Raw genomic sequence first — 11,835 nt, forward strand, 5'->3', positions numbered from 1 at the left:
TGGAAGACCCGTCTCTTTCATTATCATAGCACGGCACAAGGATCGAAATCCCCATGCAACCCGGTTTTTCCCAAGCCTGGTCCACTTCTCAACGTAGCGAGCGTGCGAGGCGTTGGGCCTGGATCGTGCACATTCTGTTCATCGCGTCGTTTTTCTTCGGCATCACCAGTATTCCCGGTGTGATCGTGGCCTATCTCAAGCGCGGTGACGCACAGGGGACGATCTATGAAAGCCACTTCACCTACGCAATCCGCACTTTCTGGTTGGGTCTGTGCGGCGCGGCAATCGCAGGCATCCTCTGCCTTGTCTTCATCGGCTATATCCTGTTCGGCCTGCTTTTCGTCTGGTGGCTGATCCGCGTGATACGCCCGATCATTGCGCTTACCGACGAAGTGCCGATGCGTAACCCGCGCGGCTGGTTCTGACGAGCGCCCTGCTCTGGTGCCCGGCAGCTGAACGGATTTCAGTTCGCCTTGGGCAGCCAGATACGGCAGGTCATGCCTTTGCCGGGGGCGCTTTCAATGCGCAGGCGCCCACCATGGCGATCAACGATGTGCTTCACGATCGCCAGACCGAGCCCGGTGCCGGTCTGAGAGGCCGTGACACGCCCTTCGACGCGATAGAAGCGTTCGGTCAGGCGCGGCACGTGCTGGCTGTCCACGCCGCGCCCGTTATCGGCAACGGAGATCTCGACCCCCTTGCCATTATCGGCAACGATCCGGACACGGATCTCGATATCCGGCCCTGCATATTTGAGGGCGTTTTCGACCAGATTGAGCAGAACCTGCACGATCTGATCTTCATCAGCCGGAAAGAACAGATCTTCATCGGTAGGCAGAAGGATCAGGCGTGCATAGGATGAGCGTATCAGGATCTGACTGTCTTCGAGCAGACGATCCATGATGTCCTGCGCCGCCACCATGTCATTGGGGCGCATATGCTCCAGACGCTGAACGCGTGAAAGGTAGAGAAGACGTTCGATCAGACGCTCCATACGCGCGGCCTGAGCGGCCATGACGGCCAAAAACTGCTGCTGTGCCGCCGGATCATCAGAAGCTGGCCCCTGAAGGGTTTCGATAAACCCGATCAGCGACGCCAGCGGTGTGCGCAGCTCATGACTCGCATAGGCCACGAAATCGGCGCGCATACGGTCCACCACCTCGAATTCCGAACAATCTTCGAGCACGGCAAGCACGCCATCGACCCAGCCGATGTCACTGGCGAAACGCTCGGACCATTTGCGAAAGGTCACCTGCACGATGCGCCGTACCGGCACATCCAGTTCAACGCGGGTGACAACGCCTGTCTCAGGCGTCAATGTCGCCAGCACCGACTGCACCGCCGGATGACGGATCACGGCACCCAGCGCATCGCCGAACGTGGAATGCGCGACCCGATTGGCATGGTAGATACGCCCGCCCTGATCGAGCAGCACGGCCGGAATGGGCAGAAGATCGCAAAAGGCGGGAGCCTCGGCCCTTCGCCATGGGTGGGTTTGGGCGTAAGGGCGGTGGGGGGAGGCAGAACCAGCTGTCGCCGCCAGGCGCGCCACGAAAAACCCCAACCCAGAAGCGAAAACGCCAGAAGCGCGATGAGAGCAAAGGTCAGGGCCGGGCTCCCTCAGGCCTGATCGTCGAGCGCGTAACCGGCGGAGCGCACGGTACGCACATAATCCATCTCGTCATCCAGATTAAGCGCCCGGCGCAGGCGGCGGATATGCACATCGATCGTGCGCAGCTCGACATGCACATTCGAGCCCCAGACCTTCTGCAGAAGATCTTCGCGCGAAAAGACGCGCCTCGGATGACGCATCAGGAATTCGAGCAGGCGGAATTCGGTCGGACCCAGCGTCAGGGCGCGGCCATTGCGTTCGGCACGATGAGTCTGCAAATCGAGCTGAAGATCGGCGAAATTCAGCACATTCTGCTTGACCGGCTGGGTGCGGCGCAGCAGCGCACGCAAACGGGCATCCAGCGCCTCGATGCTGCAGGGCTTGGCGATATAATCATCCGCCCCGCTATCGAGCCCGCGAATACTATCCTGCTCATCGGCGCGCGCCGTCAGCATCAGCACCGGCAGATCATGCAGCGAAGACGTGCCTCTGATGCGTCGGCAGAGATCGAGACCCGACATGCCCGGCAACATCCAGTCGAGCACGATCGCATCGGGGCGCGCACGCGAGATGTGCTCCCAGGCCTGTTCTGCCTCGGGAAAAGCCGAGACGTCATAGCCCAGCTTGTCGAGATTATAGCGTATCATCAGCTGAAGAGACGGATCATCCTCAACGACAACGATCTTTACGAGTCCGCCGCTCATCGTGAAACCAGATCATCCCCGGCTGCAATACCACCGCGCGGACGCACGGCAGGCAGGTTTTCGCCTGTCACAGCGTAATAGACGCGCTCGGCAATATTTGTGGTGTGATCGCCGATACGCTCGAAATTCTTCGCAATAAAAAGAAGATGCGTGCAGGGGCTGATATTGCGTGGGTCTTCCATCATATAGGTGACCAGCTCGCGGAACATCGCCGTGTAATACTCATCTACCTCGCGATCAGCCTGCCAGACTTCGGTGGCGCGGTCGGCATCCTGCTGGGTCACGGCATCGATGACACGACGCAGATTTTCCTGCACCAGTCGGCCCATGCTGCGCAGACCCGAGAGCGAGATCTGACGATCAACCAGATCGAAACGCTGGCTGCGCCGGGCAATCGAGGCTGCATAATCGCCGATACGTTCAAGATCGCCAGTGATCTTGAGCGCCGCCACGATCTCACGCAGATCGCCCGCCATCGGGCTACGCAGGGCGAGCAGACGGATAGCCAGGGCTTCGACATCGCGCTCGAGCATATCGACCTGCGGGTCCTGGGCGGGGGCCGCCTGGGCTGCGTCTTCGTCATGCTCGGTAACGGCGGCGACGGCCTGCGCCACCTGACTTTCGACGATACCGCCCATACGCGCCATCATGGCGCGCATCCGGTCGAGTTCCTGCTCGTAGCTCTTGACGGTGTGGAGGCTGTCCGCTGGCATAATTGCTTGTCCCTACCCGCTTGGGGAAAACTTAACCGAAACGCCCGGTGATATAATCTTGTGTCTGCTTCTGACGCGGATTGGTGAACATCCGGTCAGCGCTGTCCATTTCGATCAGGGAGCCGAGGTAAAAAAAACGCGACCTGATCGGCGCAACGTGCCGCCTGCTGCATGTTATGCGTCACGATAGCGATTGTGAAATCCTGTTTGAGCTCGTCGAGCAGCTCTTCGATGCGCGCGGTCGAAATCGGATCGAGCGCCGAAGTCGGTTCATCGAGAAGGAGAACTTCGGGCTTGGTCGCAATGCTGCGCGCAATGCACAGGCGCTGCTGCTGACCGCCGGACATGCCCCCTGCTGGCTCTTTCAGACGGTCACGCACTTCTTTCCACAGCGCCACGCGGGTCAGCACGTCTTCGACACGCGCATCCATCTCGGAGCGTGAAAGCTTTTCGTGCAGACGAACACCGAATGCGATGTTGTCATAGATCGACATCGGGAACGGCGTCGGCTTCTGGAAAACCATGCCGATGCGTGACCGCAGCCTGTTGAGATCCAGCGCAGGGTCGAGAATATTTGCGCCATCGAAAAGAACCGATCCCGTTGCCTTCTGGCCCGGATAGAGATCGTACATGCGGTTGAAAATGCGCAGAAGCGTGGATTTGCCACAGCCTGACGGGCCGATCATGGCGGTGACGTTCTGCTTGCGGAAATCCATGGTAATGGATTTGAGCGCCTGTTTCTCACCGTAATAGAAATCCAGCTCACGCACGGCGAGAGCGGCCTCTGGCGAGGCGGCGTTCTTCGACGAGAGAGAGATATCCTGCAGGGCTTCGCTCATGAGCGTAACGTCCTCTTGCTTATGACTGTTTGCTGCGGAAGCCGAACCGCACGATGATGTTGATGCTGAGAACGCCCATCGTGACCAGCAGCGCGCCGGTCCAGGCGAGGCGTACCCAGTCGTCATAGGACGCGCCAGCATATTGGTAGATGGCAATCGGTAGGCTCGCCATGGGTTTGTTGAGGCTGAAAGACCAGTTCTGATTGCCCAGAGAGGTGAACAGAAGCGGCGCGGTCTCGCCGCTGACGCGCGCCAGCGCCAGAAGGATGCCGGTCAGTACGCCCGGCAGGGCCGAACGCAGACAGAGAAACAGCACCACACGCCAATGCGGCGCGCCGAGTGCCGAACCCGCCTCGCGCATCGCAACAGGCACGAGGCGTAGCATGTCTTCGGTCGTGCGCACGATGATGGGCACGGCCAGAATGGCAAGCGCCACAGACCCGGCGAGACCGGAGAAATGACCAAATGGCGCGACGAGCACGAGATAGACGAACAGACCGATCAGGATTGACGGTGCCGAAAGCAGCACGTCGGAGACGAACCGGACCGACGTCGCAAATTTCGAGCCATTGCCGAATTCAGAGAGATAGATACCGCAGCCCAGACCGATGGGGGTCGCGATAATGAGTGCCACAGCCGTCTGGATGAGACTGCCAAGAATGGCATTGGCGAGACCGCCATTGCTGCCGGGCGGGCCCATCGGGTGGATCAGTGCCGCGATAGACAGACCGGCGAGGCCGTTCCAGAGTAGTGTCCACAGGATCGAGGCCAGAGCGAGCACGAGAAGACCCGTGGCTGCAAAGCTCATGGCCGTTGCCAGACGATCCATCACCAAACGTTGCGTGGCGCGCGGATCCTTGCGCCAGCCCTCTCCCATGGTCTTGCTCATGCTTTTTTCTCCCGCAGCAGCCAGCGTGCAATCGCAAGGTCGTGAAGGAAAGCAGCATCAGAATGAAGCCGAGCGCCAACAGGGAGGACAGTTTGAGGCTGCCTGCGGCGCTCTCTGGAAATTCGAGCGCGACCAACGAGGCTACCGTGTTGCGCGGGGCAAAGAGCGACCAGCCGATCGTATTGGCGTTGCCGATCACGAAGGTAACGGCCATGGTTTCACCAAGGGCACGGCCCATACCCAGCACCACGCCACCGATCATGCCGGCCCGCGACCAGGGAACGATGACCCGCCGCATGACCTCCCAGCGCGTGGCACCCAGCCCGTAGGCACTCTCCTTGAGCATGGGGGGCATGACAGCAAACACGTCACGCATGACTGCCGTGACAAAAGGCGTGATCATGACCGCCAGTACGATACCGCCCGTCAGAAGGCCGTAGCCGAACGGTGCACCGTGCACGAGCCAGCGAATGCCCGGCACATGGCCGAAATGATGACGAAAGAAGGGCTGCACATGCTGCGCCATGAAGGGCACGACAATGAAGAAACCCCACATGCCGAAAATGATGGACGGCACGGCAGCAAGAAGCTGCACGGCTGTGCCCACCACACCGGCCACCATCGGTGGCGCGATATTGGTCAGCCAGAAGGCGGCCCCGAAGGCCAGAGGCACACCGATCAGAACGGCGATCAGCGTCGAACCGATCGTACCGAAAACTGGCGCGAGCGCACCGTATTCGTTGGTGACCGGGTTCCAGATATCGCGAATGACGAAAGACGGACCGAAGGTGCTGAAGGCCTTGCTGCCACCGAATGCCATGGTGAGAACGAGCCCGCCAAGCGAAACAAGAACCAGCAGGGCGCAGGCAGCGACAAGCAGCCGAAAGAGGCGATCGCCCTTCCAGAATGGAATTTTACGGGCTTCCTGTATCGGTGCAGGCTGGGTCCGCGGAGCGGCAGCGCTAGTCATTCGGTCGGTACGTCCTGGCTCAGACAAGAAGTAAATCAGGTCAACAAGGCACCATGTGCCAGTCTGTCGTGTAGCTTCCCCGTCACGATGAGACAACAAGCCTCGCCAATCAGGTGACATGAATATTTCATGACACGATCAAAACTGTCGGCCTTCCGCCCAGCCGTGCAGGAAAAAATGCATCAACGGCCCAAGGGGCCAGCCTTTCACGTCCTGATGGAACTTCCGATAGGCGCTGCCGGACCAGGGCTTCGCGATCTGCCTGTCTCGCAACAGGGCGGGAGCGTTATCAAGATGCACAGGTAACGCGGACGCTGCTTTGGCCCAAGGCAGATAGAGATGAAGCATGCCGTCATAGCGCGACAGGTAATGCGTCTCGTCTTCGAGCAGGATATCGACGAGGTGGCGCCCCGGAAGATTGGGCGTGGCAGCGTAGCGCATGAGGGCAGCGCGATCATTCGGGTCGAGCAGGGAATTGGAGAGCTTCGCCCGTGCTCGGCGCTGCATCTCCTCAAACTCATGATTATGCCAGTGCAGATAGGAAAAACGTGTCAGGGCATAACCGGGGGCGAGGCGGGAGGACGGGTTGTGCTGGCCATTATCGACGACAGCAATGCTGCGCGCAGGCAGCAGGCCCTTGATGAACGCGGTGTCGAGTGCAAACCACCCAGGCTGCGAGGGGATATTGAAGAGCGAGCTGCCGATGCGCAACGCCCGTTTTTCGCCAAGATGAGACGCGAACTCCTCCAGGATACGGTCCCGGCTTGTCGAGAGTCCCTCATCGCCGATGACGACGAGGAACTCGTCGCAATCGACCGGCAGGGCAAAATCATAGACCTCGGTGTCGTCCCACAACCTGATCTGCTCGGCAAAATGCAGCCCCTTGCCGTGAAAATCAGACGGATCATCCCGGTCACGCCTTACCGTAGCGCCACACCGCTCTGCCTGTACCAGGAGATGCAGCGTAAGGGGGTCATGCGAACCGTTATCGAAAATTGTCAGGTTTTCAAAACCGAAAATTCGGCCGTAATACGAAAGCCACGCCATGAGCATAGGGCCTTCATCGCGCTGCATCATGACGATGCGTATTGTGGTCAGGGGCGTCATGAATGAAGCCTATGAGAGCAAGGTCGGGGCATTAATCTAGCCATAAAGACGGAACTGCTGCATTTCAGCATGCAACGACATAAAACGGTTTTCGATCCGATCGGCACGAAAGACAGAATATGCACGCTGCCCCAACCAACAGCCCGTTCATCGGTTATAGCGATGGTCTTCAAAAAGAAATCCTGATCGGATGGGCCGTGAACCGGCTTGATCCAAACACGCCAGCGCGCCTACATATTCTAATCGATGGACAGGAAATTGCTCAAATCCTGGCAGATCAATCGCGCAGTGACGTACAAACAGCTCTGAAAATGCCCCATGACAAGGTGGGGTTCACGTTTCCCATCCCCTCCAAATTCATGGATGGAAAAGAACATGACATTTCAATACGTCTGCCGGATCGTACCGCCTTACCTATAGCCGATGAAACTGTACCATCAGGAAAAACACTGGTTCACAAATTTACTATAGAATCCAGACCCGAATACACAAGTTGCGTTGATGGAATCAAGCAGGGCGCTCTCAAGGGCTGGATCCTGCAGAAAATGCCGGGCGAGAAAGAATGGCGTGGCGACTGCGTGGTTTCGGTCTCGGCCAATGGCGTTCTCGTGGCGCAGGTCAAAGCCGATCGTTATCGCGGCGACGTGGCGGCAGCCGTCGGTTGTAATCCGAATTGTGGCTTCGATATCCCTATCCCGCAACGCTTTCGTGGCTCGTCGCCCCGCAGCTTCTCTGTGAAGGTCCTGCCCGAGGGCGAGGAACTCATGGGGAGCCCGTTCACCAGCTCCATCGCCGATGATGCGCTCGAAACCCGCCTGCTCGATATCGCGGAAACCATCGACAAGCTGCATCGCGAGCTGACGAAGCTTCGCACGGAAATACGCAGCGCCATCCCTCAGGCAGGCTATAATCTCGGCAATTACGACCGCTGGGCGTCGCTCTATTACGCCGCATTGCGCGAGCGAACGGCGATGCTGCGCATCAAGGCGCCGATCGCAGAAGAAGCACTCGTCACCGTTCTCTGCCCGACATACAAACCGCTCAAAGCCGACTACGTGACGGCCATCAACTCGGTCATCAGCCAGACCTGGCGCAACTGGGAGCTCATCCTGATCGACGACGGGATGGTCTGCCCCCAGACCACAGCCTGATGCAGGATTTCGCAGCGAAGGACAGCCGCATCCGAGTTCTGCCGCTCAAGAAGAATCTCGGCATTTCGGGCGCTACCAATGAGGGGATGAAAGCGGCAAAAGGGCAATATACGGTCTTCTTCGACCATGACGACATGATGGTCGATGTCGCGCTCGAAACCATGATGCGCAAGATGCAGGAGACCGGCGCCCTTCTGCTTTATTCGGATGAAGACAAGGTCGATCAGGCCAATAACTGGCAATCACCCAACTTCAAGCCGGATTTCAACTACCGCTATCTGCTGGGCTGCAATTACATCTGTCATCTGACCATGATCCAGACCGCTACCATGCATGAGGTCGGGCTTTTGCGAGCAGAATATGACGGGGCTCAGGATCACGATTTCATTCTACGCGCCTGCGAGATCCTGCCCCATGAGAAGATCGCTCATGTGCCTGAGCTGCTCTATCACTGGCGCATGACTCCCAATTCGACGGCGGTGACGGTTGGCAACAAGAATTATGCCATAGCGGCCGGGGTGAAGGCCGTCTCGGATCATCTCACACGGCGCGGCTACAAGGCGGATGTTTCCTCCATCAACGGGCTGACGCTCTATCGCGTGGACTGGCGCCTGACCGACACCCCGTCTGTCTCGATCATCATCCCGTTCAAGGATCAGATCGACATCACCCAGCGCTGTGTCGAAGCGCTGCTGGAGCATACAGATTACGCCAACTTCGAAATCGTTCTGGTCGATAACTGGTCGGTCACGCCTCAAGCGCGAATCTTCATGGAAGAATTCGGCGCTCGCAAGAGTATCCGCTTTCTGACCATCGAAGAGCCCTTCAACTACTCACGCCTCAACAATATTGCGGCGCAGACCTGTCAGTCGGATTATCTGCTTTTTCTGAACAACGACGTTTTCGTCGAGCAGAAGAACTGGCTGCGCCTGATGATGAACGAAGCGCTTGCGGGCGATCGAGTGGCCGCTATAGGGGCAAGGCTGCTTTACCCCAACAGGACCATCCAGCATGCCGGTGTCGTCGTCGGCCCGACTGGCGTGGGCGCTCATGCCCATCGCGGCTGCGGTCCCGAGGATTATGGCTATATCGGGCGTATTCTTCTCAGCCATGAAGTAACCGCCGTGACAGCCGCCTGCATGCTGGTGCGCCGCGAGATATTCGAAGAAGTCGGGTGCTTCGATGAAGAGGGCCTGAAAATTGCCTATAACGATGTCGATCTTTGCCTCAGAATCCGCTCTGCCGGATACCGCATCATCTATTGCGCCGAAGCCGTAGCCGACCATCATGAGAGCCTGACACGCGGCTCTGACGATGTACCCGAGCAGGAGGCGCGCTTCTTCGAAGAGGGACAGGTCATGCAAAAACGCTGGGCCGGTCAGGCGATTTACGAACGCGACCCGGCCTATCCGCGCTTCTTCACGGTCGACCTGCAGCCGTTCTTCGATCTGGTCGACCCGCGGAGCACATAAAAAAGGGGGCCAAGCCCCCTTTTTTACACGCCTGGCGGCATATTTTTACGTGACTTGAACTCTTCGGCGATGCTGATCAGATAGATCACGAAACCGCCGAGAGAGAGCGCAAGCCCTACCCAGCCGACCGAGGTCCAGCCAAGCCCGGCCGAAATGGCCAGACCGCCCAGCCATGGCCCTACGGCATTCGCAATGTTGAACGCGCTCTGATTGAGGGCAGCTGCCAACCCCTCGGCCCCGACCGCGACGGTCAGCAAACGGGCCGATACGATGGTCGCTAAACCGCCACTTGCGCCGATCATGAAGACATTGATCGCAAGCGGGATGAATTTATGCGAAGCCTCAGGGAAGCCAGCCATCGCTGCAGCACCCATCAGCAATACGCCAGCAAGGGTCGGCATCATCTTGTGATCGGCCAGCCACGCGCAGACGAGCGTACCGATCGTCATGCCGACGCCGAAAACAGCCAGCATGATCGGCACATAGGATTCCGGCACCTTCGTCACATGAATCATGATCGAGGCGAGGTACGTGTAAACACAGAAGACGCTGCCGAAGCGACCGCGCCGATCGCGAGCGTCAACCAGACCTGCTTGATCTTGAGAGCCGTAAATTCGTTCAGGATGCTGGCATCCTTCTTTGGCGCGTCTTTCGGCGCGAAGAGAACGATCAACAGCGACGTGCAAAGCGCGAGAAACGCAATCAGAGCAAAGGCCCAGCGCCAGCCGATAAGCTGCCCGATCCCATTCGCCAGAGGAACGCCCCCGATTGTGGCAATCGTCAGGCCGAGGATGACACGCCCCACGGCCTGCGATCGCTTGTTGGGAGGCACAAGAGATGAGGCCAGAATGCTGGCAATACCGAAATAGGCCCCATGAGGCAGGCCGCTGATGAACCGGCAGGCGAGGAAGACCAAATAATTGGGCGCAATCGCGCTCAAACCGTTACCCAGCATGTAGAAAAGCATCATGCTGATCAGCATGGTACGTCGGCTGATACCGGCGCTGAACAGAGCGATGGTCGGCGCGCCTATGCACACACCTGCGGCATAGAGCACAATCGCATGACCCGCCTCGGGGTCGCTCACTCCGAATGTGTGGGCGATCATGGGCACAAGACTCATCGCGGCAAATTCTGCCGTGCCGATTGCAAAGGCGCCCAAGCCCAGACTAAAAAATATGATACGTATATCACGCACCGACCGAGCCAGATCGCCAGATCTCAAGCCGCTCATGCCAACCTCAGCCATTCTCTAAATTGTCATCTTGAATCAGGCGCGCCCATGGAAATCACCGCCAACCCCGAGACGATTGCTGCCCTTACCCTAGCTTCGGACCAATACGAAGAGGCTTTGGCGCAAAATGACGTCGCAACACTCGACGCCCTGTTCTGCGACGTCCCGAACGTGATCCGCCTCGGCGCTACCGAAAATCTGTTCGGCCCCGAGGAGATCGCCGTTTTCCGCCGCCATCGGACCGGAGGCGCCCCGCCACGCGAGCGCCTGAGACGAGAAATCGTCGCTCTGGGGGCTCATGCGGGCAGCGTCACGATCATCTTCAAAAATCTGCGAACGAACCAGACCGGCCGACAGAGCCAGACCTGGATTCGGCAAAACGACACCTGGCGCGTGTTGATTGCACATGTGTCTTTCCTTGTCTGAGCACGAAACCGACCCATATCATGGACGTTCCATCGTCATCGCTTTCTGCGAATGTCCGATAGCCAAATCGTAAGGGTGAAACCATGACAACGAAACATGCGATGCACACGACACAGAATGCTCTCAAGTCGAATGCAAAGACCGTCTCGATCGAGACACTGAATGCACGCCTCGCCGATCTAATCGATCTGGCACTGATCACCAAGCAGGCCCACTGGAACCTCAAGGGCCCGCAGTTCATCGGTGTTCACGAAATGCTCGATGGCTTCCGTGACAGCGTTGATAATCTGGTTGACGAAGTTGCAGAACGCGCCGTTCAGCTCGGCGGCACGGCCTATGGCACGACGCAGGATGTGACCAAGAAATCAGCCTGTGCGCCCTACCCGACCGATATCTACAAGATCGCCGACCACATCTCGGCGCTGATCGACCGCTATGCGACGGTCGCGAATAACGTGCGCGCTGCAATCGACATTACCGATGAAGCTGGTGACGCCGATACAGCCGATCTGTTTACCGAAGCCTCGCGTGCCCTCGACAAGCATCTCTGGTTCCTTGAGGCTCATACGCAGGAGCCGACCGGTCAGATGCGCGACGGCGACCACAGTGGCGCCCGTTAAACGCGACCTGCTTTGAAATAGCTTACAGGACGTGAAGATCTCTGCTTCCAATTGGAGGCAGAGATTTTTTTTTGACTTTTTATTCAGAAAACCTTTCC

Annotated in this window: 12 protein-coding genes and 2 pseudogenes; 5 read left to right on the forward strand and 9 right to left on the reverse strand. The window is 58.3% G+C overall.

Translation table 11 applies throughout. The features are described from left to right. Positions 1-53: 53 nt before the first annotated feature. Positions 54-425, forward strand: a complete 372-nt coding sequence (locus JCM25414_RS05270; RefSeq protein WP_025840957.1) for a DUF4870 family protein — start codon at positions 54-56, stop codon at positions 423-425. Between the two features lie 38 nt (positions 426-463). Here the strand turns inward: JCM25414_RS05270 and JCM25414_RS17380 are convergent, their stop codons facing one another. From JCM25414_RS17380 to JCM25414_RS05305, 7 genes and pseudogenes are all read right to left on the reverse strand, one after another. After that, positions 464-1,552 (reverse strand): sensor histidine kinase, encoded by a 1,089-nt coding sequence (locus JCM25414_RS17380; RefSeq protein ID WP_148300954.1) that lies wholly within the window; start codon positions 1,550-1,552, stop codon positions 464-466. Between the two features lie 68 nt (positions 1,553-1,620). Then, on the reverse strand, positions 1,621-2,316 hold the full coding sequence (phoB, locus tag JCM25414_RS05280; protein WP_025840958.1) for a phosphate regulon transcriptional regulator PhoB: 696 nt from the start codon (positions 2,314-2,316) through the stop codon (positions 1,621-1,623). After that, positions 2,313-3,029: a phosphate signaling complex protein PhoU gene (gene phoU / locus JCM25414_RS05285; RefSeq protein WP_025840959.1), complete on the reverse strand. Its 717-nt coding sequence runs from the start codon at positions 3,027-3,029 to the stop codon at positions 2,313-2,315. The genes phoB and phoU overlap by 4 nt, the downstream gene beginning before the upstream one ends. A 31-nt stretch (positions 3,030-3,060) precedes the next feature. Beyond that, positions 3,061-3,868: pseudogene (pstB, locus tag JCM25414_RS17385) on the reverse strand (phosphate ABC transporter ATP-binding protein PstB). 19 nt (positions 3,869-3,887) lie between these two features. Then, the gene (gene pstA / locus JCM25414_RS05295) at positions 3,888-4,757 is read right to left on the reverse strand and encodes a phosphate ABC transporter permease PstA (RefSeq protein ID WP_025840960.1); all 870 of its coding nucleotides are present in this window, start codon (positions 4,755-4,757) and stop codon (positions 3,888-3,890) included. Beyond that, positions 4,754-5,727, reverse strand: a pseudogene (pstC, locus tag JCM25414_RS17390) (phosphate ABC transporter permease subunit PstC). Before pstC ends, pstA begins: the two are co-directional and overlap by 4 nt. A 138-nt stretch (positions 5,728-5,865) precedes the next feature. After that, positions 5,866-6,834, reverse strand: coding sequence for a glycosyltransferase family 2 protein (locus JCM25414_RS05305; RefSeq protein WP_025840961.1), 969 nt, complete (start codon positions 6,832-6,834; stop codon positions 5,866-5,868). Positions 6,835-7,379: 545 nt separating this feature from the next. Here JCM25414_RS05305 and JCM25414_RS24555 point away from each other — a divergent pair. Both JCM25414_RS24555 and JCM25414_RS24560 read left to right on the forward strand, forming a co-directional pair. After that, positions 7,380-7,985, forward strand: coding sequence for a hypothetical protein (locus JCM25414_RS24555; RefSeq protein WP_242403361.1), 606 nt, complete (start codon positions 7,380-7,382; stop codon positions 7,983-7,985). Continuing rightward, positions 7,985-9,457 carry a glycosyltransferase family 2 protein gene (locus tag JCM25414_RS24560; RefSeq protein ID WP_242403362.1) on the forward strand — a complete coding sequence of 491 codons (1,473 nt, stop codon included), beginning with the start codon at positions 7,985-7,987 and terminating at the stop codon, positions 9,455-9,457. The genes JCM25414_RS24555 and JCM25414_RS24560 overlap by 1 nt, the downstream gene beginning before the upstream one ends. A 23-nt stretch (positions 9,458-9,480) precedes the next feature. On the opposite strand, the gene JCM25414_RS24565 is transcribed toward JCM25414_RS24560, so the two are convergent. Continuing rightward, positions 9,481-9,972 (reverse strand): MFS transporter, encoded by a 492-nt coding sequence (locus JCM25414_RS24565; RefSeq protein WP_242403363.1) that lies wholly within the window; start codon positions 9,970-9,972, stop codon positions 9,481-9,483. After that, positions 9,969-10,691, reverse strand: a complete 723-nt coding sequence (locus JCM25414_RS24570; RefSeq protein ID WP_242403364.1) for an MFS transporter — start codon at positions 10,689-10,691, stop codon at positions 9,969-9,971. The genes JCM25414_RS24565 and JCM25414_RS24570 overlap by 4 nt, the downstream gene beginning before the upstream one ends. Before the next feature lie 48 nt (positions 10,692-10,739). Here JCM25414_RS24570 and JCM25414_RS17405 point away from each other — a divergent pair, with 48 nt between their 5' ends. Together JCM25414_RS17405 and dps are read left to right on the forward strand one after the other, a co-directional pair. Further along, on the forward strand, positions 10,740-11,117 hold the full coding sequence (locus JCM25414_RS17405) for an AtzH-like domain-containing protein (protein ID WP_035442669.1): 378 nt from the start codon (positions 10,740-10,742) through the stop codon (positions 11,115-11,117). A gap of 83 nt (positions 11,118-11,200) precedes the next feature. After that, entirely contained in the window at positions 11,201-11,737 is a 537-nt protein-coding gene (dps, locus tag JCM25414_RS05325) for a DNA starvation/stationary phase protection protein Dps (protein WP_025840962.1), read from the forward strand. Positions 11,738-11,835: the final 98 nt, after the last annotated feature.

Source organism: Asaia platycodi JCM 25414 (genome assembly GCF_000614545.1).
Classification (GTDB): Bacteria; Pseudomonadota; Alphaproteobacteria; order Acetobacterales; family Acetobacteraceae; genus Asaia; species Asaia platycodi.

Coding starts and splice junctions, on each gene's coding strand:
- JCM25414_RS24560 (WP_242403362.1), top strand. CDS start 7,985: ATGCAGGATTTCGCAGCGAAGGACAGCCGCATCCGAGTTCTGCCGCTC.
- JCM25414_RS05270 (WP_025840957.1), top strand. CDS start 54: ATGCAACCCGGTTTTTCCCAAGCCTGGTCCACTTCTCAACGTAGCGAG.
- JCM25414_RS24555 (WP_242403361.1), top strand. CDS start 7,380: ATGCCGGGCGAGAAAGAATGGCGTGGCGACTGCGTGGTTTCGGTCTCG.
- JCM25414_RS05305 (WP_025840961.1), bottom strand. CDS start 6,834: ATGACGCCCCTGACCACAATACGCATCGTCATGATGCAGCGCGATGAA.
- phoB (WP_025840958.1), bottom strand. CDS start 2,316: ATGAGCGGCGGACTCGTAAAGATCGTTGTCGTTGAGGATGATCCGTCT.
- phoU (WP_025840959.1), bottom strand. CDS start 3,029: ATGCCAGCGGACAGCCTCCACACCGTCAAGAGCTACGAGCAGGAACTC.
- JCM25414_RS17405 (WP_035442669.1), top strand. CDS start 10,740: ATGGAAATCACCGCCAACCCCGAGACGATTGCTGCCCTTACCCTAGCT.
- JCM25414_RS24565 (WP_242403363.1), bottom strand. CDS start 9,972: ATGATTCATGTGACGAAGGTGCCGGAATCCTATGTGCCGATCATGCTG.
- dps (WP_025840962.1), top strand. CDS start 11,201: ATGACAACGAAACATGCGATGCACACGACACAGAATGCTCTCAAGTCG.
- JCM25414_RS24570 (WP_242403364.1), bottom strand. CDS start 10,691: ATGAGCGGCTTGAGATCTGGCGATCTGGCTCGGTCGGTGCGTGATATA.
- pstA (WP_025840960.1), bottom strand. CDS start 4,757: ATGAGCAAGACCATGGGAGAGGGCTGGCGCAAGGATCCGCGCGCCACG.